Below are 26,264 nucleotides of genomic sequence, written 5' to 3'. Positions count from 1 at the left end.
TGCCCTGGTGGTGCCGCGGGTTGCCGCGCCCTCGCCCCGAGGGCCCACGCCTGGGGGCCCGTCCGGTGCGGTCCGGGAATGCTCCGGGAACATAGTATATACGGCAACCACAACTTGTGGGCTTCTGCAACGCCCTCGACCACAAGATGTAGTGGCTACGGTAGACCGCGACCCGGGGCGCTGCAAGCCGACTCGCAGACACTCGGAGAGCCCGTGGTGACCTCTCGTCATCCCCGCAGGTCACCGCCCGAGAAGTCGGCGAAATTAACCCGACCGGCCGCGTGTCGCGGCACACGAGCGGCGCATGCGACATTTCGGGCATCGTTTCCGCGGGCAATTCCCGAACGGAATTCGAATGTATGTACGATTACTACAGCGGGAACCGAATGATCGCCACCGGATTGGCCTAAATTCACTCGAACGTGTGTTTGGCGCAACCTTTCGAACCCGACTACCGTTCTCCACGTGCGAGCAATCCGTCGAAAGGGCCAGCCGTGACCGGAGAAGCCACCGGAGCCATCCACCCCGGAATCCGCACCGAAACCCTCCCCGCGAAACACCCGCACAGCGCCACCGTGCCGCCGCCGGCGCCCGCCCCGGGCACCGAGAACGCGCAGGTCCAAGGCGGTGCGACGCGGCGTCCGGCGGGGGGGCTGACGCCGCGCCAGACGCGCGTCCTCGAAGTGATCCGGACCTCCGTCGAGTCGCGCGGATATCCGCCGAGCATGCGCGAGATCGGCGAGGCGGTCGGACTGTCCAGCACGTCCTCCGTCGCGCACCAGCTGATGGCGCTCGAACGCAAGGGCTATTTGCGCCGTGATCCGCATCGGCCGCGCGCCTACGAGGTGCGTTCGCCCGACGGCGGGCGTCCGCTCGCGCCGGCCGGGCCGCACGCCGAGCGCGGCTCGCAGGCCGCGTCCTACGTCCCGGTGGTCGGCCGGATCGCGGCCGGCGGTCCGATCCTGGCCGAGCAGTCCGTCGAGGACGTCTTCCCGCTGCCGCGCCAGTTGGTGGGCGACGGTGACGTATTCCTGCTCAAGGTCAGCGGTGACTCGATGATCGAGGCCGCGATCATGGACGGCGACTACGTCGCGGTCCGCCGCCAGCCGGTCGCCGAGAACGGCGACATCGTCGCGGCGATGCTCGACGGCGAGGCCACCGTCAAGCGTCTGCGGCACCGGGACGGCCACCGCTGGCTGATGCCGCACAACCCGGCCTACGAGCCCATCCCGGGCGACGAGGCCACCATCCTGGGCCGTGTGGTCGCCGTCATGCGCCGAGTCTGAGATGACCGGGGACCCCCATATACCGCCCACGGGCGGTCGTCCGGCAACTTCACGCCGAACGACCGCCCGTCCCGCGTCCGAGGCGCCCCCGCCGCCGCGATGCCCCGTGCTCACCCACACGACGCAGCACCCCCTCGCCAATCGAAACGACACGGCCCGCCCCACCGAACCGGCCCACGCCCCCACCCCAGGCGCGTCGGCGCCCACGACTCGGGCCGCCCGCGGGATCGACGCGCGCAGCGCGGAGAGCGGCGGAGCCGCAGAACTCGGGCCGGGTGGCCCGGAGCGAAGCGGAGGGACACCCGGCCCGAGCGAGGGGCCGCTTTTCTGCGGAGGAGCGAAGCGGGGGAGCAGAAAAGCGGCCCCTCGCGAGCCGGCGCGAAGCGCCCACAAAGAAGCAACGCCGCGAACAAGACTCCGCCCCGGGCTTCACTCGCCCGCGACGCCGCCCGCCCGCTTCGCGGCCCAACGCCTCGCGGGCCGGCGCCGAATCCCCGACGATCAGTCCTTGTCGATCGCGGCCAATGACCGGCGGACCTGATTGCGGTCCTCCGTGTACCACAGGGGGGGCATCGAAGCCCTGAAGAAGCCGCCATACCGCGCGGTGGCCAGCCGCGGGTCCAGCACCGCCACCACCCCCCGGTCGTTCATCGACCGGATCAGCCGGCCGGCCCCCTGGGCCATCAACAGCGCCGCGTGGGTGGCCGAGACCGCCATGAAGCCGTTGCCGCCGCTTTCCTGGACCGACTGCGCCCGTGCGCTCATCAGCGGGTCGTCGGGACGCGGGAACGGGATCCGGTCCATGATCACCAGTTGGCAGGACGGCCCGGGTACATCCACCCCCTGCCACAGCGACAGCGTGCCGAACAGGCACGTGCGCGGCTCGGCCGCGAACCGCCGCAACAGCTCGGCCAGCGAGTCGTCGCCCTGGCACAGGATCGGCACGTCGAGTCGCTCGCGCAGCGCCTCCGTGGCCGCCTCGGCGCCGCGCCGCGAGGAGAACAGGCCCAGCGCCCGGCCGCCCGCGGCCTCGATCAGCTCGGCCAACTCGTCCAGCGTCCCGGCGTTCATCCCGTCGCGGCCCGGCGGCGACAGGTGCCGCGCGACGTAGAGGATGCCCTGCTTGGGATAGTCGAACGGCGAACCCACGTCCATGCAGCGCCACGGCGCCAGGTCGGCGTCGCCGTCCGCATCGTCCTCCCCCGCCGCCTCCTCGTCGTCGCCCGGCCGCACCGCGACCTCCGTGGGCACCGGATCGGGCGCGTCGGTCAACATGCCCTCGGGGCTCAGCCCCAGGCTGCTCGCCACGCCGCGGAAGTTGCCGCCGAGCATGAGCGTGGCCGAGGTGAGCACCACGGTGCGGTCGCCGAACAGCGCCTCGCGCAGCAGCCCGGCCACCGCGATCGGGGCCACCCGCAGCGACGCGCCGGTGCGCTCGTTGCGCTCCATCCAGATCACGTCGTGCGGCGACTCCCGCAGGATGCGCTCGCAGGTGTCGTGGATGTGCTCGACGCCGGCCAGCGCCTGGCGGCGGGCCGCGTCCTCGTTGCTCAGCGACTTGTCCCGGACCTCGCCGAGCGAGGTGATCACGCCCCGGCTCGCGTCGCGCAGTGCGGTCACCGTCCAGCCCAGGTCCGGATCCACCTCGCGCAACCGGCCGGGCTCGCGCCCGTCCAGCGTCTTGCGGAACGCCTCCGAGGCGGCGTTCAGGTTGTCCACCGCGCCCTCGTTGGCCAGCTTGCCGGCGCGCCGCGCGGCCCGGTCGACCGCGCTCAGGCTCAGCTCGGCGGTGGCCACGCCCGTGGCCCGGCTCGCGAACTCGTGCGCCTCGTCGACGATCAGCAGCTCGTGCTCGGGCAACACCGGCGCGTCCTCCAACGCGTCGATGGCGAGCAGCGCGTGGTTGGTCACCACGATGTCGGCCTGCTTGGCCCGCTCGCGCGCGGCCTCGGCGAAGCAGTCGTCGCCGTACGGGCAGCGCGAGGCGCCCAGGCACTCGCGCGAGGACACCGACACCTGGGCCCAGGCCCGGTCGTTGACCCCCGGGCTCAGGTCGTCGCGGTCGCCGGTGTCGGTCTCGTCGGCCCACTCGCGCACCCGGACCACGTCCTGCCCGAGTTTGCTCGTGGGCGCCGGGTCGAACAGCACCTCGCCCTCGTCGGGCGGCCCGTCGTGCAGCCGGTGCAGGCACAGGTAGTTGCCGCGCCCCTTGAGCGTGGCGAAGGTCGGCGAGCGACGCAGTTGCGGGCGCAGCGCCTCGACGGTGCGCGGCAGGTCGCGCTCGACGAGTTGGCGCTGGAGCGCGAGGGTCGCGGTGGCCACCACGACCTTGCGGTGCGCGGCAAGCGCGGGCACCAGGTAGGCCAACGATTTGCCGGTGCCGGTGCCGGCCTGGACCAGCAGGTGTTCGGCGCGGGCGACCGCGCCGGCGACGGCCTCGGCCATCGATACTTGTCCGGGTCGCTCCGATCCGCCGACGGCGGCGACGGCGGCGTGCAGGAGTTCGGTCAGCGCAGGACGGTCGGAGTCGCTCATCGGGCGACAAGCCTAGATGCTCCGACCGACATCCCCGACCGCGCGGCCCGCTTCGTCCGACTCCTCCCCGAAGGTCTACCGGCTCAGCCGAGCTTGGCCAGCACCGCCTTGGCCATGGCCTCCTGGCCGAGCGCGTTGGGGTGCACGGGGCCGGCGGGCGACTCCGGCTTGACGCCCTCGACCCACTTGGTGCCGACCGGCTTGCACACGTCGTGGCCGGCCGAGCCGGTGTAGGTGTCGACGTATTCCGCGCCCTGCTTGGCCGCCTCCTTGGCGATCATGTCGTTGAGCGCGGGCACCACCTTGCGCAGGTACGGCAGGTCGCCGTCGGCGACGGGCACCTGGGTGGGGCAGCCGGGGCCGCTCTCCGGCAGGATCGTGGGGTAGCCGACGACCAGGATCCGGGCCTTGGGCGAGCGTTCCTTGATGCCGGTGATGGCGGCGGCCAGCTTGGGCCCGGTGTCGGCGATCCGCTTGGTCAACTCGTCGTTGCCGCCCGGGGCGTACTTGTCGGTGCACGGCTGGGTCGAGGTGGTGCTGCGGCTTTGCAGCACGCACATCGTGACGATCTCGGAGAAGCCGATGTCGTTGCCCCCGACGCCCAGGGTGACCAGCGCGGTGTCCGGGCGCAGCGCGTCGAACTGCGGCGGCGGGGTGCCCTGGGTCTGCTGGCCGACCGTCAGGTCCGGGGTCCTGGCTCCCCCGCAGGTGACGTCGACGAAGCCGGCGATGTTCTTCTGCTTGGCCACCAGGTGCGCGTAGTTGCTCTCCGAGCGGCTGCAGCCGGGCGGCGCGGTGGGCACGATCACCGGTATCTTCACGCCGGCCGCGTACGAGTCGCCGAGCGCGACGTAGGTGGCGCCACTGGCGGCGGCGGGCAGTGCGCCGGCCGGTGCGGGGGCGGCCTGCGTACCCGCGGGGGCGCCGCTCTTCGCGGCGGCGGATGCCTTGGCATCGCCGGAGTCGTCCGAGCAGGCGGACAGCGCGCCGAGCGCCGTCAGTGCGGCCAGGCCCGCGATCGCCCTGCGAGTTGTGCGCACGAGCGCTCCCCTCTCGTCGTTGCCCGCCCATTACCCGTCGGTAGGTATCGGCGTTCCGGCGAGACTACGGTTTTCCGCGCCCGAATGCCGGCCTCGGTGCCGGCTCAGTCGAGCTTGATCGTCTCGCGGCGCGCGCCCGCCGCCGCGCGCGCCCGCGAGGGCAGGTCCTCCAGCATGGTCAGGCACTCGCGGGCGGCGTCGATCTCGATGTCCTGGAAGGTGGCCGCGACCACGTCCACCCGCTCCTCGTCGGCCTCGATCACCACGCGCCCGTCCGGCCCGTACACCCCGCTGCGTCCGCAGGCGGGGCCCAGGCCGGTGTCGCCGATGTGGTTGGCCACCACCGTGTAGCAGGTGTTCTCCAGGGCGCGGGCGGCGAAGTAGAGGTCGCGCCGGTGTTCGCCGTCGCCGCGCGTGTACACCCCCGGGCACAGGTACGCGTCGCAACCGTCGTGCACGGCCGCGCGCGCGTGTTCGGGAAAGCTCACGTCGTAGGCGCTGCCCAGGCCCAGCCGCCAGCCGGCGATCTCGATCGTGCAGCCGTGGTCGCCGGGGCGGAACAGTTCGCGTTCCTCGCGCCACAGGTGTTGGCGGTCGTAGGCCACGTGCGCGTCCCCGTCGCGGCCGATCACCAGCAGCGAGATGGTGCGCCCGCCCGCCCGGCGCACCGCGGCGCCGACCACGGCGACCGTGCGGGTGGCGTAGCAGGCGGCCTGCAACTCGCCGAGCCGGGTGTCGCCGGGCACGATGTCGCACGGTTTCACGTCGGGTCGGAACAGGTCGAGGTCGTAGCCCGACAGGAACAGCTCCGGCAACACCACGACATCGGCGCCGGCCGAGGAACCGAAGCGCACGAGTTGCGCGGCCGTGGCGACATTCGCGGGGATGTCGCCCGGCTGCGCCTGGGCCTGTGCGGCGGCGACCCTCAGGGGTTGCCTCGCGTTTTCGGCGACGTCGGTCACCCGCCGCATTCTGGCATCGTGATGGGGATCACACCATCGGCAAACCGGACAGGTTGTTCGTGAGCCCGGGTCGGATCGGGGTGTGCCTCACATGCACAGCGCGTTCGGCACGGTCCCGTGCGCGCCCACGTGCGGGCGGGTGGGGCGGTCCCGGTAGCCGTCCAGGAGCAGCCGATTGCGGTTCAGGCACAGCCGGTCGATCCGGGGCGTGAGCAGGTCGAACAGCTCGAAGCGGTCCCCCAGTTCGGGAAACGCCGCCTGGTGTTCCAGCACCTCCTCGCGCACCAGCGCCCAAAATCCCTCCTGGGGGATGCCCAGGTGGGCGACCGCGAGATCGGCGAGGTAGCGGTGGTGGCCGACCAGGAGCGCGGCGTGGATGAACTGGCACAGGTAGTCGGGCTTCTCCCGGAGCAGGACCGCGTCCACGTCGGCGGGCAGCGCGGCCAACTCCGGCAGCGGCCGGTCGCTGATGTTGACGTCGTCGACGAAGTCCTTGATCGCCAACCGGACCGGGACGTCGTGCTCGTCGAAGACCACGATCGTGTTCTCCCCGTGCGGCGAGAACACCAGGCCGTAGCGGTACAGGCAGTGCAGCAGCGGCGGCAGCAGCGCGTGGAAGAGCCGGCGCAGCCACACCCGGGGGGCCAGGCCGGAGCGTTCGATCAGTTCGACGACGAACGGCCGCCCGGCCGGGTCCACGTGCAGCAGCGAGGCGAGGGTGCGGGCGCGCTCGCCGGGGTCGAGGTGCGGGGCCAGCGGTTCGCGCCAGATCGCGCCGAGCAGTTCGCGGTACTGGTAGGGCACGCCGGGCAGTTCCTCGAGGACCGGATGGCGCACGGTGATCGACGCGGTCTCGCCGAGCATGATCACCCGGCATTCGTCGCGCAGGAACGGGTCCGCGTCGCGCAGGCCGTGCACCCACGCGGTGACCGCGGGCGCGGCGAGGGTGCGCTCGCTGGGCAGGCCGCGCCACACCAGCGTGTTGAGCACCGACAGCGGCAGTTTGACGGTGCGGCGGGTGGGGCGGTCCACGTTGAGGAAGGTACGGACCGACTGCTGGGCCAGGTGCCGGTCCTCGGCCTCGCCCAGCGGCACGATCCGCCCGGCGGCCAACTCCGGCGAGAACAGCGTCGCGATCGCCTCGTCCCACTGCCACGGGTGCACCGGAAGCCACCGGAACTCCTCCGGCGCCGACACCCGCGCGGCCAGTGCACGGTGGAAGCGCTCACTGGTCGCCGGGTCCAGTTCCTCGTCGTAGAGCCGCTGTTCGGCCAGGCCCGGCACCGCCCGCCACTGTGCCAAGTCCCGGTGCACCGCGATCCACGGCAGCCGCATCGGGCGCCGCGCCTCGGGCGCGTAGGCGCGCGCGTCGCTCGCCGAGAAGCCGACGCGGCCCTTGTTCGGCACGATCCACGGATGACCGGTCTGGTGGCCCTCCAGTTCGGCGTAGCCCAGGTCGGCCAGCGCGGCCGCGGCCGGCGCGCTCGCCGCGATCGCCGCGTCGGCGGCCAGCGTCGCGGTCAACTCGCGCACCAGGTGCCCTGCGGTGTCGCCGGCGAGGCCGATCACGGTGTGCGCGTCGAGCAGGAACTGGAGCATGTCCTCGGCCGGATCGGCGCCGCCCTCCCACTCGCGCACCACCGACGCCGGGTCCACGTGCCACGCGTCGTAGGCGCCGCGCCGGGCACGGAAGCGGTAGTGCACGTCGCCGGACACCTCGACGGTGTAGGCATCGCCGTCGGCGACGGGGGCGAGCAGGTCCTCATAGGCGAACTCGGCGATCGCCTTGGCGATCATGTCCCGGTTGACCCGCCGCCACAGCTCCGTATCCGTGGAGGGCGCGCCGTGGCGCGCGGCGGGCACCCGGGAGGCGGGCTCAGGCGCTGCGTGTCGGGCGCCCTGGTGCGGCAGTTCGGCCTCGATGGGCTCCGCTTCCGGGTTCGACTGCGACATGGCATACCTCTGCGGGGTCGGTCGCGCTCCGTCGGTGCGGTCGGCGGGCGGGCTCGGTGTCGCCCGCGGCCAGGCCGAACGTGGTGAACGCGGTGCGGATCGGCAGTCGGTAGACCGCGCTGCCGCACACGGAGTTGAGGATGGTCGCGGCCCGGTGCGCGCCCAGGCCCAGATCGGGTGTGCCCACGCCGTGCGTGTGCAACTCGGCGTTTTGCGTGTACAGGCCGCCGGTGATGTGCGCGGGCAGGGTGACCCGGTGGTCCAGGTCGATCAGCGGGCGCCCGGCGGTGTCGCGGGTGATCAGGTCCCACAGCGGGTCGAGCATCGCGGGGTGCCGCTGGGCGTAGCCGGTGGCCAGCACGACCCGATCGGTGCGGACGGTGAACGCGCGGTCCTGCTCGCCGTGCCGGCAGCCCAGTTCCACCCCGTCGCCGGTGATCCGCGCGGCGGTGACCGTCACATCGGGCATCAGCGTGGCGCGCACCCGGCCGCCGGCGATGCCGCGCTCGTACAACTCGTCGTGGATCGCGGCGATGGTGTCCGCGCTGATCGCCTTGTACAACTGCCACTGCTCGGGCAGCAGTCGGTCGCGCACCGGCTCGGGCAGGCCGTGGAAATAGCGCGTGTAGTCGGGCGTGAAGTGCTCCAGGCCGAGTTTGGAGTATTCCATCGGGGCGAACGCGGGCGACCGGGTCAGCCAGGTCAGCCGCCGGCTGGGGCCGGTGCGCCGGCGCAGCAGGTCCAGGAACACCTCCGCGCCGGACTGGCCCGAGCCGAGCACCGTGACGTCCTCGGCGTCGGTGAGATCGGCGCGGTGGTCGAGGTAGTCGGCCGCGTGCAGCACGCTGTCCCCGAGCAGGTGCGCGAACGGCTCGGGCACCACCGGTTCGGTGCCGATGCCCAGCACCACGTGTCGCGCGTGCACCCGGTGGTGCTCGCCGCCGGCCACGTCGCGAAAGTCGATCCGGTACAGGTCGCCCTCCCAGGCGACGGAGACCACCTCGCTGCCGAAGCGGCAGGCGGGCAACGCCTCGGCGACCCAGCGGCAGTAGTGGTCGTATTCGCGCCGGGGCACGTGCAGGCGTTCGGCGAAGTAGAACGGGAACAGCCGGTCGTGCGCGCGCAGATAGGCCAGGAACGACCACGGGTTGGTCGGGTCGACCAGGGTGACCAGGTCGGCCAGGAAGGGCACCTGGAGGGTGGTGCCGTCCAGGAGCAGCCCCGGATGCCAGCTGAACGTGGGCGCGCGGTCCAGGAACAGCGTGCGCAGCGGCTCGACCCGGTCGGCCAGCGCGGCCAGCGCCAGGTTGAACGGCCCGATGCCGATGCCCACCAGGTCGTGCACCACCGCGCCGGGGTCGGCCGCCCGGCGCGGCGCGGGCAGGAGATCGGTCACGGCCGGGCACCCGATTCCCGCGCGGTGCGCGGGCGCACCATCATCGCGGCGGTCTTGTCCGGCAGGCGCACATCGCCCAGGCGCCCAAAGCCTGCCCGCTCGAAGGCGCGCACCGACGCCTCGTTGCGCACGTCCGGCTCGGCCACCACGCGCATCGTGTCGGGCGCGGCGCGCAGCACCAGTTCGGTGACCGCGCGCAGCAGCAGCGAGCCGACCCCGCGCCCGCGCGCGCCGGCGGGCCCGATCAGCAGGTGGATGCCCACGTCGTGCGGGCGCGCGGGGTAGTGCCGGGCCAGATCGTCCAGGTCGGCGCGGTACAACTCCCAGTAGCTGACCGGCTCGTCGTCGAGGCAGCCCAGGTAGGCGCTGCTGTGGCCGCGCACGGCCCGGCCGGCCAGGTGTCGGCGCACCACCTCCTCGTCGCCGGCCAGCTCCCACCAGCGGGCGGTCACCGGGTCGTTCATCCACGTGTGCAAAAGCGGCAGATCACGCTTGGGGTTCACCTCGTGCAGCGAGAACCGGCCGACCGGCAGGGTCAGCGCACCCCAGCGGGCCGCCTCGGTGAGCGGGCCGGTCGGCCCCGTGCGCGGCCGGCGGGTGGTCAGGCGCAGCGTCTCGGCCTCGGCGAGCGGGATCTCGGGGGACGAGAGGAATGACGGGCTCATACGGGGACGGAACCTCCTGGGGCCGGGCTCACGCGGGGACGTCGGCGAGCGGATTGCGGATGTGCACGTAGATCGACTGGGTGGCGACCGGCCCGACGAGTTCGTCGAGGCCGTGCAGGCGGGTCAGCAGGTTGGCCTTGCAGAGCGGACGCGGATCGGTGAGCAGCGAGCGCGCGGCGCCGCTGTCCTCGGCGTAGCGGGTCAGCAGGGCGCGGAGCCGGGCCAGCAGGACCCCCTCCTCGACCAGCCCCTGGGCGCCGAACGCGCCGATCAGGCCGAGCAGGTTGTTGACCCCCAGGTAGTAGGCCAGGCGTTCGTCGGCGATCTCGTCCGGCACGATCGTGTCGCTGGCCATCCCGGCCGCGGGCAGCCGGCGGGCCAGGTCGCCGGCGCGCGAGGCGCGGAAGTAGTAGCCCTGGTTGTCCCGGTAGCGCCCGCCCGAGGGCAGCCCGTCGGCGTCGAGCAGGACCAGGGTGTTCTGCTGGTGTGCCTCCAGCGCGATGCCGGCGTGCCGGTCCAGCCACAACACCGGCTCGGCCACCACCGCCAGGTAGCGCTCGAACCATTCCTCGGCCACCGACGCCGGCGCGCGCCCGGTGCGCTCGGCGAGGGTGTGTACGTGTCCGGCCAGGCGCGAGGGGCCGATCCCGGGGCGTTCGGCGACCAGCGCGGCCAGGCACGAGACCCGGTCGCCGGCGCCGAACGGGTTGGCCCGCAGCACCAGTTCCAGGCCGGCCGCGGGCCGGTCCGGGCGCGGGAACGGCTCCGGCGGCGCCACCGAGATCCAGGCCGGGTCCCGGACGATGTCGAACGTGGGGTGCACGGCCCGCAGTTCGTGTTCCAGGCCGGAGCGCAGGATGCGGTGCACCTCGATGCCGCGCAGCAGTTCCTTGGGCAGGTTCTCCCGGCGGGAGTTGGTGATCCGCAGGCCGAGGGAGAGCTTGAGCATCACCTCGGCGTCGGGCCGGTACACCGTGCGCACGGAGGAGGTGGGGTGCCAGGGGGCGCCGGCGGGGCCCAGGTCGCGCAACCGGCCGGCGTCGAGCAGGGCGCGCAGGTGCGGGCGCCGCGGCAGGTCGCGGGCCTGCCACGGGTGGGCGGGCACGAGCACGGTGCCCTCGGGGGCGCGCAACTCCCCGGCGAGGTCGGCCAGCACGTCGGCGGCCTCCCGCTCCAGCGCGCTGTCCTGGCCGACCAGGTCGGCGTCGGCGGCGAACCAGTGCAGCGGGAAGGATCCGCGCAACTCCGGCGACCACGAGGCGTCCTCGTCGGGGTCGAGCCGGTCCCGGCTCTTGGGTGTGGGGTGCATCGGGTGGCCGAGCACCAGGGACTGCTCGGCGGCCAGGAACGGGGCGGTCCCGGGCGGGTCTTCGGGATGCGCGCGCCGGTGGGCGATGTAGCGCTCGGTGTGGGTGACCGAGTCGGCCACCCGAATCGCGGTATCACCGCAGGCCCCGCCCGCCGCGCCGGTCCCGCTCGCACTCGCCTCGTCACCGAGCACCAGGGCCAGCGTGACCGCGTTCAGCGGCCCCTCGCCGTCCAGGTGCGCGGCGCCGAAGCGGTGCCAGCCCGCCGGCGACCAGTAGCGCACCACGACCGTCAGGGTCCGGCCGACCCCGGGCAGTTCGACGGTGAGCGTGCCCGACTCCGGTCTCGGCAGCGCGTGTTCGCGCACCCAGCAGCGGAGCAGGCATTCGACCGTCGCCGCGTCGGCGGCGTGCCGGGGGTTCGGCGCGTCGAGGTGGTCCGTTTCGGGGTCCGTCCGCACGGCGGACGGGTCGGGACCCGCGATGGTCATCGCTGCTCCGTCTGGTGTCGGTCGACCCGGGGGTCGATGCCCGTGAATCGTGAATCGTGCATCGTGCCGGAGGCGGCACTCGGGATATGGAGATTTCGACCCGTGTCGATTGTTTGGCGAGGATGGTCGCGAATATGCGAGGCGCGCGGTAACGAAGATTGTTGATGGAGCGTCAGCCCGAGGTCGCGCTTTCCGCGCGCCCCGCCTCGACCACCGCGGCGAGCAGCGCACCGAGGTCGGCGCCGGTGGTGTCGGGGTTGAGCAGGGTGAGTTTGAGGCGGACCGCGCCGGGCCCGTCGCCCAGTTCGGTACGGCCGACCACCGCGCGCCCCTCGTGCAGCAGTCGGCGGCGCAGCGCCGCGTTGACCCGGTCCGCCTCGGTCCGGTCGGCCGCGTTGTCGGGGTCGTGCCCTCGGGGGAGGTAGCGGAAGAGCACGGTGGTGAGCACGGGCTCGGCGGCCAGTTCCAGGTGCGGGTCGACCCGGATCGCCTCGGCCGCGTGTCGGGCCAGGTCGTGGCAGCGGTCCACCAACTCGCCCAGTCCGGCCCGGCCGAGCGCACGCAGGGTGACCGCGATCTTGAACACGTCGGCGCGGCGCGTGGTGCGCGGCGAGTTGCCCAACAGGCTGACGTAGCCGGCGCCTTGGTCGTCGTCGGGGTTGAGGTAGGCGGCGCGCTGGGCGAGCGGCCGGAGTAAGGCCGCGTCGCGGACCAGGAACACCCCGGCCGCGATCGGCTGCCAACCGAGTTTGTGCAGGTCCAGGCCCACCGAGTGGGCCCCTTCGAGGCCGGTGAGCAGCGGCGTGAGCCGGTCCGAGAACAACGCGCCGCCGCCGTAGGCCGCGTCCACGTGCAACCACGCGCCCGCCGCGCGCGCGACCGCGGCGATCGCCGGCAGCGGGTCGATCGCGCCCAGGTCGGTGGTTCCGGCCGTGGCCACGATCGCCGCGATCCGGTCGTTGCCCGCCCGCACCCGTCCGACCGCGGCCGCCAGCGCGTGCGGGTCCATCCGGTGATCGGCGTCGGTGGGCACGGTGACCACCGCGTCCTCGCCCAGGCCCAGGTGGCCGGCGCAGCGGCGGATGGAGAAGTGCGCGGCCTGTGAGCACAGGATCCGCCGCCGGCCGACGCCGGGGCCGAGCGCGTCGCGGGCCAGGAGCAGTCCCATCAGGTTGGACTCGGTGCCGCCGCTGGTGATCGTGCCGCCGGCGCCGCCGGGCGGGAAGCCGACCAGGCCGGCGAGCGCGGCCACCACCTCGGCCTCCAGGGCCACCGCCGCCGGCGCCTGGTCCCACGAGTCGAGCGAGGGGTTCAGAGCGGAGGCGATCAGGTCGGCGGCCACCGCGACGGCCAGCGGCGGGCAGTGCAGATGGCCGGCGCAGCGCGGGTCGGCCGGGTCGGCGGACCCCCACGCGAGCAGCGCGGACAACTCGCGCAACGCGGCGAAGTCGCCCACCCCGATGTCCGGCAGCGTCCCGGGCCCGGGGCCCGCCGACGCAGCACCGCGCGCGGCCGGCACCGGCCCCGCCGCGCCGGAGCCGAGCACCCGGGCCACCTCGACCGCGACCCCGACCGGCCCACCCGACGGCAACGGCCCACCCCGCGCACCGACCCCGGCATCCATCGCGCCGAGCGCAACGTCCACCAGCGCCCGCAACGCATCGGCCCCGCCCACACCCCCCGAGAGCGACACTCCAACGGGGTGCCCCACTCCCCACCCGCCACTCACACCGACTCCGATCCAACAGCCACGAACCCGCCCCCCGAAAACCCGCCGCTCCCACCCCCGGCACCCGCGAACCCACTCATCTCGGACTCGGCAACCCCCCACCCGACCCCCGAAAACCCGGCACCCCCACCTCCGGGATCCTCGAACCCGACACCCCCAGACCCGCTCGCCCCACACTCGGCACCCCCGCACCCGCCACCCGAGAATCCGCCACTCCCAGCTCCGGCGTCCTCGGACCCGCCACCCGGGAATCCGGCACTCCCAATCCCGACGCCCTCAAACCCGACTCCCCCAAACCCGCTGGTCTCGGACTCGGCGACCCCGCACCCGCCACCCGGGAATCCGGCGCCCCCAACCCCGGCACCCTCGGACCCACCACCCGGGGACTCGGCGATCGGGCCGCCGTTTCCGCTCCCGGTCACCCCGTTCGCGGACGCGGGCATCGAGGCTCCGGCACTCGCGGCCCCGCCGCCCGGGAATCCGGCACCCCCAACCTCGGCACCCTCGGACCCACCACCCGGGGAGTCGGCGGTCGGGCCGGCGTTTTCGGTCCCGGTCGTCCCGTTTACGGATGGAGGCATCGAGGCTCCGGCACTCGCGACCCCGGCTGTCCCCGGCTCGGAACCCGCCGCCCCGGCACTCGCGCGCGCGAACCGGGCCGGTCCGGTTCCGGCGCCGCCCGGACCTGCGGGCGGGCCGGGGTATCCCGCCCCGGCCGCCTCGATGGCCTCGGCCAGGCGCTCCAGGACCGCGTCGGCCTGGACCTCGGTCATCGTCAGCGGCGGCAGCAACCGCACCACGCTGTCGTGCCGCCCGCCCAGCTCCACGATCAGCCCCCGAGCCAGCGCCTCGCGCCGCACCGCGAGCGCCAGGCCGGGCGCCGCGGGCCGGGCCCCGATCGCATCCGGCGCCGCGTCGGGCTCGACGATCTCCACGCCGAGCATCAGGCCCCGCCCGCGCACCTCGCCGATCGCGGGCCGGCCGGGCATCAGGCCCCGCAGCGCGCCCGCGAGTCGTGCCCCGACACGGGCCGCGTGCTCGTGCAGGCGGTGCTCGCGCACGAAGGCGATGGTGGCGGTGCCGGCCGCCATCGCCAGCTGGTTGCCGCGGAAGGTGCCCGCGTGCGCGCCGGGCCACCAGCGGTCGAGCTCGGCCCGGTAGACCACCACGGCCAGCGGCAGGCTGCCGCCGATCGCTTTGGAGACCACCATCACGTCGGGCACCACGCCGGCGTGGTCCACGCCCCACATCGCGCCGGTGCGCCCCAGGCCGGTCTGTACCTCGTCGGCGATCAGCGGGATCCCCCGCTCGGCGGTGAGCCGGCGCAGCTCGCGCAACCACTCGTCGGGCGCCGGCAGCACCCCGCCCTCGCCCTGGACCGGTTCCACGATCATCCCGGCGGGCGTCGGCACGCCGCCGCCCGGGTCGGCGAGCAGCGTGCCCGCGTAGTGCGCGGCGATCCGCGCGCCCTCGGCCCCGCCGACGCCGAACGGGCAGCGGTAGTCCTGCGGGAACGGCAGCCGCACCGTGTCTCCCGTGCCCGCCCCGGTCGCGTCCCGGATCGCGGTGTCGCCGCTCACGGCCAGCGCCCCCGCGGTCATCCCGTGGTAGGCCCCGGTGAACGCGACCACCCCGCGCCGCCCGGTCGCGGTCCGCACCAGCTTGAGCGCCGCCTCCACCGCGTCGGTGCCGGCCGGCCCGCAGAACTGGATGCGCCCGTCGCGCGCCAACTCCGGCGGCAGCGTGGCGAACAACTCCTCGACGAACCGGTCCTTGACCGGGGTGGCCAGGTCGAGCACGTGCAGCGGCGCGCCGGTGTCGAGCACGCCCCGGATCGCGGCGAGCACCACGGGGTGGTTGTGCCCCAGGGCCAGCGTGCCGGCGCCGGAGAGGCAGTCGAGGTAGCGCCGCCCGTCCGCACCCTCGACGGTCATGCCGCGGGCCCGCACCGGCACGATCGGCAACGAGCGCGCGTAGGTGCGCGCCGAGGACTCGCGGGCGGCCTGTCGCCGCAAAATACCCGGCGCGTCGGCACTCGTGGTCCCCGAGCGCTGCCGGCCGATCGCCGCACCGACCCGCCCACCGCCATCGGGGCTCACGGCGTCGGCGGGCGGTCCCAGCGGGGTCGGGTCTGGGGCACCGGAGCGGTCGTCCGGCCTGGTCAGGGCAGCGGTCATGACTGCGGCACCTCCACGAGGGCGATCGGAAACTTAGGTAAGGCTTACCTTTGCACGACAGCGGATCGCAACGCCATCACCACAAAGAGTGACGTTGGTCGAATCGACGACTCCCTTGCTGACAACGACCGAACGGCCGCCCGATCACGGGCGGCGGCCCCTCCGATACTGTCGACCGGCACACACCGGGGGCGCACACGGGGAGGTAGGCGCTTGACGCGCGGCGTTCGCACGCTGTTCGTCACGCTGACGGTGGCGGTGTCGCTGCTGGTGACGGGCACCGTCATGGCACTGACACTGGACGGCGTCGGCACCGACGACGGCCACGGCCGGGGACCGGCGGCACTCGCCGATCCGGGGGATCCCGCGCACTGGACCCCGGAGCGGATGAGTCGGGCCAAACCGCGCGAGCCGCGCGGCAACGAGGAGGGCCCGGCCCTACCCCTGCCCTCGCCCGAACCCGGACGCACCGGGGCGCCGGCCGACCCCGAACCGCTGCCCGACGTGCTCGCCGAGGCCAAACCGCCCCCGGTACAGGCCCGCGCGGTCCCCCGCCCCTACACCGGCGAGGCCGGTACGGTCGCCGTCGGCAAACTGTTCTTCGAGGCCCCCGACGGCCCCTCCGTCTGCTCGGGCACCGTGATCGCCGACCCCAAGCGGCCCGGCCGCAGCAACCTGGTGTGGACCGCCGGCCACTGCGTCCACGCCGGACACGGCGGCACCTGGTTCACCAGCCTGCAATTCGTACCCGCGTTCAACAGCAGCGGCCAGGCCACCCTCGCCAACCTCGGCAACCCCGGCCCGGTCGCCCCCTTCGGCCAGTGGTGGGCGACCTCCGTCGCCACCTCCGACCAGTGGCGCGCCGGCGGCACCAACGCCACCTCCTCCGCCACCTCGTACGACTACGCGGTGGTCGAGGTGAAAAACCCCGACCGCAACGGACCCAGCCTGGAAGAGGTGGTCGGCCGCGCCCTGCCCGTGTGGTTCGACGCCCCGCGCGAGCTGGCCGAGGCCGGCACCTACGGCTATCCGCAGGACGCCCCCTTCGACGGCCTGACCATGTTCGGCTGCGCCCAGGCCCCGCGCCGGATGACCGTCGACCCGAACACCCCGCCCCTGCTGCGGATCGGCTGCACCATGACCGCCGGCGCCAGCGGCGGCGGCTGGTACGCCACCGCCCCCGACGGCACGCTGTGCCTGATCGGGAACAGCGCGCTCAGCGGCGCCGGCCACACCTGGATCGCCGGCCCCTACCTGGACCAGGACGCCCGCCGCATGCTGGACAACCTCAAGCGCAAGCGCTGACCGGGCCGGACACGACGAGGGCCCGGGTCGCGTCCGCGACCCGGGCCCTCACCATCCGACGATCAGCGCGTGACCACCACGAACCGCTCCAGCTCGGCCGCGAGTTGCCGGCCCACCCGGGCATGCAGCCAGGTGCCCGACTCGCGGTGCTCGGTGCCGAGCAGTTCGCCGCTCGCGTGCACCTTCGCCACCAGGTCGCCGCGCTCGTACGGCACGACCACCTCGACCTCGACGTCGGGACGCGGCAGTTCCTCGTCGATCAGCGCGAGCAGTTCGTCCATGCCCTGCCCGGTGCGGGCGGACACCACGATCGCGTGCTTCTCCCGACGGAGCAGCCGCGCCAACACCTCGGGATCGGCCGCGTCGGCCTTGTTCACCACCACGATCTCCCGCACCCGGTGTGCGTCGACCTCGGTGAACACCTCGCGCACGGCCGCCAGTTGGGCCTCCGGCGTGGGATCGGAGCCGTCCACCACGTGCAGGATCAGGTCGGCGTCGGCGACCTCCTCCAGGGTGGACCGGAACGCCTCGACCAGCTGGTGCGGCAGGTGCCGCACGAAACCGACCGTGTCCGCCAGCGTGTAGCCGCGTCCGCTGGGCGTCTCCGCCCGGCGCACCGTCGGATCCAGCGTGGCGAACAGCGCGTTCTCCACCAGCACGCCCGCGCCGGTCAACCGGTTCAGGATCGAGGACTTGCCGGCGTTGGTGTAACCCGCGATGGCCACCGAGGGAACCGCGTTGCGGCGGCGCTCCTGGCGCTTGGTGTCGCGGGCCTTCTTCATGTCCGCGATCTCGCGGCGCATCTTGGCCATCTTCTCCCGGATGCGCCGACGATCGGTCTCGATCTTCGTCTCACCGGGACCACGCGTGGCCATGCCGCCACCGCCGCCGCCACCCATCTGGCGCGACAGCGAGGCACCCCAGCCGCGCAGGCGCGGCAACATGTATTGCATCTGTGCCAGCGAGACCTGCGCCTTGCCCTCTCGGGACTTGGCGTGCTGCGCGAAGATGTCCAGGATCAGCGCCGTGCGGTCCACGACCTTGACCTTGACGACGTCTTCCAGCTGGATGAGCTGACCGGGCGTCAGTTCACCGTCGCAGACCACGGTGTCCGCGCCGGTGGCGATCACCACGTCGCGCAGTTCGCGGGCCTTGCCGGAGCCGATGTAGGTCGCCGGGTCCGGCTTGTCGCGGCGCTGGATCAGGCCGTCCAGCACCTCCGAACCCGCGGTCTCCGCGAGCGCGGCGAGTTCCTTGAGCGAGTATTCGGCGTCGGCGGCGGTTCCGTCGGTCCAGACCCCGACGAGGACCACCCGTTCCAGGCGAAGCTGTCGGTATTCGACCTCGGTGACGTCGGTCAGCTCGGTGGAGAGACCGACCACCCGGCGCAGCGCGCTGCGCTCGTCACGGTCGAATTGGTCGCCGTCGTAGTCGACCGGACGACCCCCGACGTCATCGCCCGGTCCGAATCCGTCGAAGGCCGCTCCGTCGTCGAGGCCGTCGGCCTCGTCGAAATGGGGAGTCGAGTCCTTGTCGTCGTGTCCGGCGCGGTGTGAGCGAGAAGTCATATCGTCCTGTTCAACGTAGTCGGCGGGCCGCTCCATTCCCCGAAGCGGCCGTCACGATGGTCCCACGAGGGTCCGCACTCGGGCATCCGGGTTTTCGGCCGGTTCGCCCGAAGCGAACCGGGGCGCGGCCCGCCGCGTTCTCACGAGGTCAGCAGCCGGGCCTGCCCGACTTCGGTGCGCACCTTGATCTTGTGCGGCGACTGGTCGTTGCGCGAGACCTTGACGTCGCTGTCGCCGATCGTGGTGGACACATCCGCCGCGTACTGCTGCCCGCCGGGCACCCGCACTGTCGCCCGACCCGCGTCGGTCTTGGCGCTGACGTCGGTGGGCGCCTTGGTGAAGGTCATGTCGATCGAGCCCGCGCTCGTCTGCGCGGTCACCTTCGCCGAGGTGATCCCCTCGCCGTCGATCTTGCCCGCGCTGGTGTGCAGGTTGAGCGTGCCGGTCACATCGCGCAGCGTCACGTTGCCGGCGTCGGTGCGGATGTCGAGCGCGGCGCCGCCGCGCGGGATGGTCACCTCGTACGCCACGAAGCAGGCCTTCTTGCTCGCGCAGTCGTAGTCCAGGACCAACTGGCCGCTGCCGTCCACGTTGTGCGTGGTCGTCGGCGCGGTCTTGTCGTAATGCTGTTTCTCGGTCACCTTGACCACGTTGACGTCGCCCTCGGTCACCTTGACGTTGCCCGCCGCGCTGTCCACCTTGAGCGACTTCACGCTCTGCGTGACGTCGTAGGAAGTGGTCTTCTTCTCCGCGTCGTGGTCGGTGTCCACGTTGAACTCGCACGCGGTCAGCACCAGCGGAAGCGCGACGAGCGGAACGAGCAGGGCCAGACGACGGTTGCGGGCAGCCATAAGGGTCTCCTTGGGTCGGGGCGGGGTACGCCGCCCGAACGCACGACCACTCCCCCGCTGTCCTCTTGCCCTCCAGGCTAGGAAGCACCCCTGTTCCGCGCGTCGGTCCGGCGTCGGGTTGACCGGCTCCTTCCCTGGCAGGAGGCGACCCCGAGGCACTCCACCTCCGGGCAGGGCCCGCCTCGGGGTTCTCCCGGACCCCGGTACCGGTACCGGGGCCGCCGGTCAGTGCGCCAGCCGCGCGCCCAACGCTGGTGCCAGCGCCGCGAATTCGGCCGATTCGGCATCGTCGAGCACGGCATACGCCGCCGCCACCAGCTCGTCCGTGGTGTCCTCCGCGGCCTGTCGGCGTGCCGTCAGCTCGTCGGTGACCTGCGGAAACGGCTTGGTGTGGCCGTAGAACTCGAGGTAGGGGCTCGCCTCGGCCACCTGCGCCTCCACCGCGGTCAGGCGATGCGCGGCCAGGGCCAGGATGTGCAGCCCGCCGCGATGCTCGCGCAGCGTCTGGAGGTTCTGCGCGAGCCGGGCGGGCGCGTCATCCGGAAGAGGTACACCGCGCCAGGCCGAGTACAGCGGGGCCAGCGCGCCCAGGTCGTTCGCCCGCACGATCGTGGTGGTGATCTCCGCCAGCCGGGCCGCCTCCGGCAGGTCGGCGAGGTGCTCGCGCCCCCAGTCGCGGGCACATTGGGCGTACAGCGCGCCGACCCGCTCGGGCGGCGCGGCCTTCCTGCCGCCCTGCCACAGCGGAAGCAGTGCGTCGGCGGTGAAGTGATGGAACGCGGCGACCACCGCGGCGTCGTCGACGTCGCCGAGCACGCCGCCGCGGCCGGCGACGTAGAGCGTCACGCCGTCCAGCCCCAGTTCGGCGCCGCGTGCGACGGTGTGCGGCGCGAAGAAGAAGGCCCCGGCCGCCTGCACCGTCTTCTTGACCGCGCGGGTGGTCTCGCGGGCGGTGTCCATGCTGCTCATGCTCGTGTCTCCCCGGGGACGACTTTGCTTGACCATGTCAGGCAAGACCTATCACGACGGATCGAACGAGCACAGGTGTTCGGACACCGGTTCCGCGACGCCCGCACCGGGGTCACAGGCGGGCGAGGTCGACCCGTCCCTCGGCGACGATCACGGCCGGGCCGGTCATCTCGATGTGCCCGTCCACCCGCTCGGTGATCACCAGGCGCCCGCCGGGCACGTCCACCGTGTAGGTGACCGGCTCGCCGGCCACCGAGGGCTCCGCGCCGTCGGCGCGCGCCGCGGCGACCATCACCGCACACGCTCCCGTGCCGCAGGACCGGGTCTCCCCCGAGCCGCGCTCGTGCACCCGCATGGCCACGTGACCCGGCGCCCGGCGCACCACGAACTCGACGTTGACCCCATGCGGATAGGCCCCCGCGGGGGTCACGGTCGGCGCGGTGTACAAGGTGCCCGCCTGGGCGAGGTCCTCGACGAAGACCACCGCGTGCGGGTTGCCCATGTCCACGTTGGTGGCCGGTCGCACCCGCCCCTCGACGTCGACCCCGATGCCCTCGGAACCGGGCAGCCGGGCCGGGCCCATGTCCACGGTGACCGGGCCCTCGGCGGACACCGTGACCGCCTTGACCCCACCGCGCGTGGCCACCCGCAACTCGCCCGCCTCGGCCAGGCCCCGCTCGACCAGGAACCGTGCGAACACCCGCACGCCGTTGCCGCACATCTCCGCGATCGAGCCGTCGCCGTTGCGGTAGTCCATGAACCACTCGGCCTCGCCGGCCAGGTGCTCGGCGGCCGGATCCTTGGCCGAGCGCACCACCCGGAGCACCCCGTCGGCGCCGATGCCCGCCCGCCGGTCGCACAGCGCGGCGACCTGCGCGGCGGACAGGTCCAGTTCGCCGTCGGCGTCCGGCACGATGACGAAGTCGTTCTCGGTGCCGTGCCCCTTGAAGAAGTGCAAAGTGCTCACCCCGCAATCCTAGGACGGGGCGGGACGGACCACGCGCGAGCGGCCTCGGCGGAGTTCCGCCGAGGCCGCTCGCGCGTGGCATTGGCCCGTTATCGGTCCGGGTGCACCACGCCGGCCGCGCCGCCGCCCCGGCGGGTGGGTTCGGCCACCGCCTGGACGCGCCCGCCGGGCAGGAATTCCAGCGCCGCCGCGGCGCCGATCTCCGGGTTGGCCTTGAGCACGTGCCCGCGCTGTTCGAGCCCCGTGCGCAACCACGCCGGCACCCCCGGTTCGACCTCGGTGGCCGCGCCGTTGCGCTGAGACAGTCGCGGCGCCGCGACCGCCTGCGGCAGCGAGAGGCCACGATCGAGCCGCTCGGTCAGCACCTGGAGCACCGTGGTGATGATGGTCGCCCCGCCGGGCGAGCCCACCGCGATGAACGGCCGGCCGTCGCGCAGCACGATCGTCGGCGACATGCTGCTGCGCGGCCGTTTGCCCGGCGCGGGCAGGTTCGGGTCGAACACGCCCGGGGTCAGCGGCGCGAAGTTGAAGTCGGTCAATTCGTTGTTGAGCAGGAACCCGCGTCCGGGCACGGTGATCGCACTGCCGCCGGTCTGCTCGATGGTCAGCGTGTAGGAGACCACGTTGCCCCAGCGGTCGGCGGTGACCAGGTGCGTCGTGGACAAGCCCTCGATCGGCTCGGTCGCCTCCGGCGTGCCGCTCGCCCGGCACTGCCGGTCGTACGGCGGCTTCGGGTCACCCGGCGGCACCGGGCTCACGGCGGCGTGGTCCGGGTCGATCAGGCACGCGCGTTCCTTGGCGAAACCGTCGGCGAGCAGGCCCTTGAGCGGTACGTCCACGAACGCGGGGTCGCCCACGTAGCGGTTGCGGTCCGCGAAGGCCAGGCGCGACGCCTCCAGATAGTGGTGCGTCGTGGCGACCTCGTCCTGCGTACGCGGGTCGGTGGTCTCCAGGATGTTCAGCGCCTCGCCCACGGTGGAGCCGCCCGACGAGGACGGGGCCATGCCGTAGACGTCCAGGCCCCGGTAGTCGAGGTGGGTCGGCCGCTGCTCCCGGATCCGGTAGTTCGCCAGGTCGCCGTTCTCGATCAGTCCGGGCCGGAAGACCCGGTCGGCTCCCGGTGCCACCGGCGGTTGTTGCGCGGTGCGCACCACCTCGCGGCCGAGGCCGCCGCGATAGAACCAGTCGACGCCGTTGCGACCGAGTTGCTCGTACGTGCGGGCCAGGTCCGGATTGCGGAACACGCTGCCCACCACCGGCGGTTGCCCGTTCGGCAGGAACAGCTGCGCGGTCGGCGTGATGTCGTCGAACCGGGACGCGTTCGCCGCCGTCTGGTCGTGGAACGTCTGATCCACCACGAACCCGCGCTCGGCCAACTGCCGGGCCGGTTCGAGGGCGGAGCGCAGACTGGTCGTACCCCACGTGCGCAGCGCGGTGTTCCACGTCTGCGGCGTGCCGGGAACCCCCACCGAAAGCCCGGAGTTGACCCCCTGGTCGAACGGGATGGGCAACCCGGTGGCGGGGTCGAGGAACGCGTCCTTCTGCATCCTGGCGGGCGCCGTCTCCCGCCCGTCCAGGGTGCGCACGCTGCGACTGCGCGCGTCGTAGTAGACGAAGTAGCCGCCACCGCCGATCCCCGACGAGTACGGCTCGGTCACGCCCAGCGCGGCGGCCGTGGCCACCGCGGCGTCCACCGCGTTGCCGCCCCGGCGCAGCACGTCCAAGCCGATCCGGGTGGCGTCGGGATCGACGCTGGACACCGCGCCGCCCCATCCGGTGGCCACGGGTTGTTTGGCCGGCGCCTCCGCCGGCCCGCCGGGTGACGCGGACGCCACTCCCGGGATGGTCATAGCGAGCCCCAGCGCCGCGACCGACGCCATGGCGCGACGAACCGAGCGAATCACGACCAGCCTCCCCCGAACAGGTTCCGGTGTGTCACGAACCCCCACCGTGCCACGCCGGCCCCACCCGCAACACCCCCAAGTCCCCACCCGGGACCAGGTTCACCCGGTCGCGCGCACCCGGCCCGGAGCGGACGCGCATCAAGTCGCCCGGCGTCCGCGCTACCGAGCGCCCACCTTTTCCAGGGCCGCTTCGAGCAGGTCGGCGCGGGTGTGGTCCAGCCATTCGATTCTCGGGTCGCGGCGGAACCAGGTGTCCTGGCGGCGGGCGAACCGGCGCGTGGTGCGGACCGTGTCCTCGCGGGCCTCCTCGTCGCCGCACTCGCCCGCGAGCATGCGCAGCACCTGGGCGTAGCCCAGCGCGCGGGAGGCGGTGCGCCCCTCGCGCAGCCCGACCCGCTCCAGCTCGCGCACCTCCTCGACCAGGCCCGCCGCCCACATGCGGTCCACCCGTGTGGTGATCCGCCCGTCCAGCACCGGCCGGGGGACGTCCACCCCGATCTGCACGCTGTCGTAAAGCGAGCGGTGGGTGGGCAGGGTGGCGGTGAACGGCCGCCCGGTCAGCTCGATGACCTCCAGGGCGCGCACGATCCGCCGGGCGTTGCTCGGCAGGATCACCGCGGCGGCGGGCGGATCGGCAACCGCCAGGCGCGCGTGCAGCGGCCCGGGGCCCACCCGCTCGGCCTCCGCCTCCAGGCGGGCCCGGATCTCCGGGTCGGTGCCGGGAAACTCCAGGTCGTCGAGGACGGCGCGGACGTACAGCCCCGAACCGCCGACCAGGATCGGGGTCCGCCCGCGTGCGAGCAGGTCGTCGACCACGGCCCGCGCGTCGCGTTGGTATTCGGCCACGCTGGCGGAGCTGGTCACCTCCCACACGTCGAGCAGGTGGTGCGGGACGCCGCCGCGCTCGGCGACGGTCAGCTTGGCGGTACCGATGTCCATGCCCCGGTAGAGCTGCATGGAGTCGGTATTGATCACCTCCCCGTCCAGCGCACGGGCCAAGGCGACCCCCAGATCGGACTTTCCGGCCGCAGTGGGACCGACGACGGCAATGACACGGGGACTCACCCCCCAAGTCTGCCGGATCGCCGACGGGTCGCCGCGCACGGCGGTGGACGACGGCGCCCGTCCCGGCACGCACCGACGTGCGCGCGCCGTCGCTCGTTGCGGTACGGCCGCGCACGAGGTCGTGACCGGCCACGTTCGCTCTCGTTGAGTTCGGACACAGACATACGGCCAAGGAGCAAGTGTGAGTGTTTTCGACTGGTTCAAGCGGCGCCCCGACACGACGGAGACGGGCGGTTCGTGCTGCTCGGGCAACACGGCGGGCACGGATACCGCCACGCTGGTCGAGGACCGGCCCGGGACGCCGGCCGAGGGGCACGCGGCGACCGAGACCGGCGAACCGGTCGCCACCCCGGCGCCCCGGACCGCCGGGGACGAGGCCGTCGCGGCGGAGGCGACAAAGACCCCGGAGGAGCCGGGCACGGGTGCCGCCCACGACGCCGATGCCGAGGACGCGCCGGCCGAGACCGGCGACGGCGCGCCCGAGGTGGCCGACAAGCAGCCCGCGGCGGCGTCGGGCGCGTGAGTCGGACATCGGGCGGCGGTCACCGGATCCGGTGACCGCCGCCCGTCGCGTTCCCGGGGGCACGTGCACCGGGGCACGGCGGAGGCGCCGCCGGCCCGGCCGGCGGCCGGCCCGCCCCCTCCCGCCCGTCAGGCGTCAGGCGTCAGGCGTCAGGCGTCAGGCGTCAGGCGTCAGGCGTCAGGACCACAGCGCCACGAAATACCCCACGCCATAAGGCGCTTCGTCATACAGCAGCCGCCCGCTCCGGCCCGGGCCCGCCGCCCCGGCCAACACCTGCAGCGCGGGTCGTCCCCCCACCCACAGCTCCTCCGCGAGCGCCGGGTCGAGCGCCGCCAGCGCCGCCGGGTCGGCCGTGTCCAGTGCCGCGGCGAGCGCGACGTCGTACGGCTCGGCGCGCGCGTCGAGGTAGCCGGGGGCCTTCTCGGTCCGGCACGCGGACCCGTCGCCCACCACCAGGAGCGCCACCCGATCCGCTCCCGCGACCAGCTCCGCACCCCGCGTCGCACAGCGCGCCGGATCGGCGTCGGCGGCGATCACCGCGCCGGACACCGGGCTCGGCGCGGTGCCCGCGGCGACCCGGTCGGCGGCCCACGGGGAACGGCCGAGCAGCCACGCGCCGACGGCCAGCGCAGGCGGCAGTTCGTGCTCCGCGCCGCCGCCGAGGGTGACCTCCAGGTCGACTCCGTACCGCGCGAAGGAGCCGACCCCGCCGTCGCCGAGGGTCGCCTCGACGGGGCCCGCCCCCACCACCACCAACCGGTCCGGCGCGCTCGCGGCCAGCGCGGCCAGCGCCTGATCGCACGCCGCGCGCAGGGCGTCCAACTCCGCTACGGCCCCGCGGGCCAGCTCGGGCACGATCATCGGGGGGCACGGGACTACCGCGGCGGCTACGAGCATTCAGGGAGAGTACTAAGCGGCCGCCGCGACGCCTCCCGGGTCGCATGATGGGATGGATCACATGCGCGAACTGATGCTGGTGCGACACGGTGAGACCGAGTGGAGCAGGTCCGGGCGGCACACGGGGCTGACCGACATCCCGCTCACCCCCGAGGGCGAGACGCAGGCGAAGGCGGTGGCCGACCTGCTCGCCGGGCGCGAGTTCGGGTTGACCCTGGTGAGCCCGCTGGGCCGGGCCCGGCAGACCGCCGAACTGGCCGGGATCACCGGCGGGACCCCGGAACCCGACCTGGTCGAGTGGGACTACGGCGGCTACGAGGGCATCACCACGGATCAGATCCGCGAGCGGGTGCCCGGCTGGGTGTTGTGGCGCGACGGGGTGATCCCGGGCGACGCGGCGCACCCCGGCGAGTCGATCGCCGACGTGGGCCGGCGGGTGGACCGGGTGCTGGAGAAGGTGCGCCCGGTGCTGGCGCGCGGCGAGGACGCGGTGCTCGTCGCGCACGGCCACCTGCTCCGGGTGCTCACCGCCCGCTGGCTGGGTCTGCCGCCCGAGGACGGCCGGCTGTTCCGCCTGGAGACCGCCCGGCTGTCCACCCTCGGCTACGAGCGCGAACAGCCGGCGATGCTCGGCTGGAACGTGTCCTGACCGAGCGGCCCGACCGGGGCCCGAC

At 73.5% G+C, this 26,264-nt stretch carries 19 protein-coding genes and 1 pseudogene; 4 read left to right on the top strand and 16 right to left on the bottom strand.

Annotated elements, in window-relative coordinates; all coding sequences use genetic code 11:
• Positions 1 to 494: 494 nt before the first annotated feature.
• The gene (lexA, locus tag ACH4XV_RS10910; RefSeq protein ID WP_379995978.1) at positions 495 to 1,286 is read left to right on the top strand and encodes a transcriptional repressor LexA; all 792 of its coding nucleotides are present in this window, start codon (positions 495 to 497) and stop codon (positions 1,284 to 1,286) included.
• Between the two features lie 501 nt (positions 1,287 to 1,787).
• Here the strand turns inward: lexA and ACH4XV_RS10905 are convergent.
• The 9 genes and pseudogenes from ACH4XV_RS10905 to ACH4XV_RS10865 form a co-directional block, all read right to left on the bottom strand.
• The gene (locus ACH4XV_RS10905) at positions 1,788 to 3,821 is read right to left on the bottom strand and encodes an ATP-dependent DNA helicase (protein ID WP_395788437.1); all 2,034 of its coding nucleotides are present in this window, start codon (positions 3,819 to 3,821) and stop codon (positions 1,788 to 1,790) included.
• A gap of 83 nt (positions 3,822 to 3,904) precedes the next feature.
• A complete protein-coding gene (locus tag ACH4XV_RS10900) occupies positions 3,905 to 4,861 on the bottom strand; it encodes an SGNH/GDSL hydrolase family protein (protein ID WP_395788435.1) in 957 nt (318 codons plus the stop codon).
• A 104-nt stretch (positions 4,862 to 4,965) separates the two neighbouring features.
• The gene (locus ACH4XV_RS10895) at positions 4,966 to 5,823 is read right to left on the bottom strand and encodes a carbon-nitrogen hydrolase family protein (protein ID WP_395788433.1); all 858 of its coding nucleotides are present in this window, start codon (positions 5,821 to 5,823) and stop codon (positions 4,966 to 4,968) included.
• Between the two features lie 87 nt (positions 5,824 to 5,910).
• The gene (locus ACH4XV_RS10890) at positions 5,911 to 7,776 is read right to left on the bottom strand and encodes an IucA/IucC family protein (RefSeq protein WP_395788431.1); all 1,866 of its coding nucleotides are present in this window, start codon (positions 7,774 to 7,776) and stop codon (positions 5,911 to 5,913) included.
• Positions 7,700 to 9,172, bottom strand: a complete 1,473-nt coding sequence (locus ACH4XV_RS10885; protein ID WP_395788429.1) for a lysine N(6)-hydroxylase/L-ornithine N(5)-oxygenase family protein — start codon at positions 9,170 to 9,172, stop codon at positions 7,700 to 7,702. Before ACH4XV_RS10885 ends, ACH4XV_RS10890 begins: the two co-directional genes overlap by 77 nt.
• Positions 9,169 to 9,837 carry a GNAT family N-acetyltransferase gene (locus ACH4XV_RS10880; protein ID WP_395788427.1) on the bottom strand — a complete coding sequence of 223 codons (669 nt, stop codon included), beginning with the start codon at positions 9,835 to 9,837 and terminating at the stop codon, positions 9,169 to 9,171. Before ACH4XV_RS10880 ends, ACH4XV_RS10885 begins: the two co-directional genes overlap by 4 nt.
• Before the next feature lie 28 nt (positions 9,838 to 9,865).
• Complete coding sequence (locus tag ACH4XV_RS10875; protein WP_395788425.1) at positions 9,866 to 11,635, bottom strand: IucA/IucC family protein; 1,770 nt, start codon at positions 11,633 to 11,635, stop codon at positions 9,866 to 9,868.
• A 172-nt stretch (positions 11,636 to 11,807) separates the two neighbouring features.
• Complete coding sequence (locus ACH4XV_RS10870; protein WP_395788423.1) at positions 11,808 to 13,328, bottom strand: pyridoxal phosphate-dependent decarboxylase family protein; 1,521 nt, start codon at positions 13,326 to 13,328, stop codon at positions 11,808 to 11,810.
• Between the two features lie 740 nt (positions 13,329 to 14,068).
• Positions 14,069 to 15,541 (bottom strand): annotated as a pseudogene (locus ACH4XV_RS10865) (diaminobutyrate--2-oxoglutarate transaminase); the annotation flags it as partial.
• A 213-nt stretch (positions 15,542 to 15,754) separates the two neighbouring features.
• On the opposite strand from ACH4XV_RS10865, the gene ACH4XV_RS10860 reads away from it, so the two are divergent.
• Positions 15,755 to 16,846, top strand: a complete 1,092-nt coding sequence (locus ACH4XV_RS10860; protein WP_395788421.1) for a hypothetical protein — start codon at positions 15,755 to 15,757, stop codon at positions 16,844 to 16,846.
• 62 nt (positions 16,847 to 16,908) lie between these two features.
• Here the strand turns inward: ACH4XV_RS10860 and hflX are convergent, their stop codons facing one another.
• From hflX to miaA, 6 genes are all read right to left on the bottom strand, one after another.
• A complete protein-coding gene (hflX, locus tag ACH4XV_RS10855) occupies positions 16,909 to 18,450 on the bottom strand; it encodes a GTPase HflX (protein WP_395788419.1) in 1,542 nt (513 codons plus the stop codon).
• Positions 18,451 to 18,554: 104 nt separating this feature from the next.
• Positions 18,555 to 19,265 carry a DUF4097 family beta strand repeat-containing protein gene (locus tag ACH4XV_RS10850; protein WP_395788417.1) on the bottom strand — a complete coding sequence of 237 codons (711 nt, stop codon included), beginning with the start codon at positions 19,263 to 19,265 and terminating at the stop codon, positions 18,555 to 18,557.
• A gap of 225 nt (positions 19,266 to 19,490) precedes the next feature.
• Complete coding sequence (locus tag ACH4XV_RS10845; protein ID WP_395788415.1) at positions 19,491 to 20,234, bottom strand: hypothetical protein; 744 nt, start codon at positions 20,232 to 20,234, stop codon at positions 19,491 to 19,493.
• Positions 20,235 to 20,346: 112 nt separating this feature from the next.
• On the bottom strand, positions 20,347 to 21,201 hold the full coding sequence (gene dapF, locus ACH4XV_RS10840) for a diaminopimelate epimerase (RefSeq protein WP_395788413.1): 855 nt from the start codon (positions 21,199 to 21,201) through the stop codon (positions 20,347 to 20,349).
• Between the two features lie 89 nt (positions 21,202 to 21,290).
• Positions 21,291 to 23,081 (bottom strand): gamma-glutamyltransferase, encoded by a 1,791-nt coding sequence (gene ggt / locus ACH4XV_RS10835; RefSeq protein WP_395788690.1) that lies wholly within the window; start codon positions 23,079 to 23,081, stop codon positions 21,291 to 21,293.
• A 183-nt stretch (positions 23,082 to 23,264) separates the two neighbouring features.
• Positions 23,265 to 24,170, bottom strand: a complete 906-nt coding sequence (miaA, locus tag ACH4XV_RS10830; protein WP_395788411.1) for a tRNA (adenosine(37)-N6)-dimethylallyltransferase MiaA — start codon at positions 24,168 to 24,170, stop codon at positions 23,265 to 23,267.
• Between the two features lie 181 nt (positions 24,171 to 24,351).
• Here miaA and ACH4XV_RS10825 point away from each other — a divergent pair, with 181 nt between their 5' ends.
• Positions 24,352 to 24,693: a hypothetical protein gene (locus tag ACH4XV_RS10825; RefSeq protein ID WP_395788409.1), complete on the top strand. Its 342-nt coding sequence runs from the start codon at positions 24,352 to 24,354 to the stop codon at positions 24,691 to 24,693.
• Positions 24,694 to 24,870: 177 nt separating this feature from the next.
• Here the strand turns inward: ACH4XV_RS10825 and ACH4XV_RS10820 are convergent, their stop codons facing one another.
• On the bottom strand, positions 24,871 to 25,590 hold the full coding sequence (locus ACH4XV_RS10820; protein WP_395788407.1) for a hypothetical protein: 720 nt from the start codon (positions 25,588 to 25,590) through the stop codon (positions 24,871 to 24,873).
• 61 nt (positions 25,591 to 25,651) lie between these two features.
• Here ACH4XV_RS10820 and ACH4XV_RS10815 point away from each other — a divergent pair, with 61 nt between their 5' ends.
• Positions 25,652 to 26,239 carry a histidine phosphatase family protein gene (locus tag ACH4XV_RS10815; RefSeq protein WP_395788405.1) on the top strand — a complete coding sequence of 196 codons (588 nt, stop codon included), beginning with the start codon at positions 25,652 to 25,654 and terminating at the stop codon, positions 26,237 to 26,239.
• The last annotated feature ends 25 nt before the right edge of the window (positions 26,240 to 26,264 follow it).

Source organism: Embleya sp. NPDC020630, from assembly GCF_044334985.1.
GTDB lineage: Bacteria > Actinomycetota > Actinomycetes > Streptomycetales > Streptomycetaceae > Embleya.
The sequence above is the reverse complement of the archived record's forward strand: the minus strand, read 5'-3'. Positions and strand labels throughout refer to the sequence as shown.

What these genes read in the sequence shown, in the direction of transcription:
- ACH4XV_RS10905 (WP_395788437.1), bottom strand. Translation starts at nt 3,821, where the DNA reads ATGAGCGACTCCGACCGTCCTGCGCTGACCGAACTCCTGCACGCCGCC.
- ACH4XV_RS10890 (WP_395788431.1), bottom strand. Translation starts at nt 7,776, where the DNA reads ATGTCGCAGTCGAACCCGGAAGCGGAGCCCATCGAGGCCGAACTGCCG.
- ACH4XV_RS10880 (WP_395788427.1), bottom strand. Translation starts at nt 9,837, where the DNA reads ATGAGCCCGTCATTCCTCTCGTCCCCCGAGATCCCGCTCGCCGAGGCC.
- ACH4XV_RS10875 (WP_395788425.1), bottom strand. Translation starts at nt 11,635, where the DNA reads ATGACCATCGCGGGTCCCGACCCGTCCGCCGTGCGGACGGACCCCGAA.
- hflX (WP_395788419.1), bottom strand. Translation starts at nt 18,450, where the DNA reads ATGGAGCGGCCCGCCGACTACGTTGAACAGGACGATATGACTTCTCGC.
- ACH4XV_RS10850 (WP_395788417.1), bottom strand. Translation starts at nt 19,265, where the DNA reads ATGGCTGCCCGCAACCGTCGTCTGGCCCTGCTCGTTCCGCTCGTCGCG.
- ACH4XV_RS10845 (WP_395788415.1), bottom strand. Translation starts at nt 20,234, where the DNA reads ATGAGCAGCATGGACACCGCCCGCGAGACCACCCGCGCGGTCAAGAAG.
- ggt (WP_395788690.1), bottom strand. Translation starts at nt 23,081, where the DNA reads ATGGCGTCGGTCGCGGCGCTGGGGCTCGCTATGACCATCCCGGGAGTG.
- ACH4XV_RS10820 (WP_395788407.1), bottom strand. Translation starts at nt 25,590, where the DNA reads ATGCTCGTAGCCGCCGCGGTAGTCCCGTGCCCCCCGATGATCGTGCCC.
- ACH4XV_RS10815 (WP_395788405.1), top strand. Translation starts at nt 25,652, where the DNA reads ATGCGCGAACTGATGCTGGTGCGACACGGTGAGACCGAGTGGAGCAGG.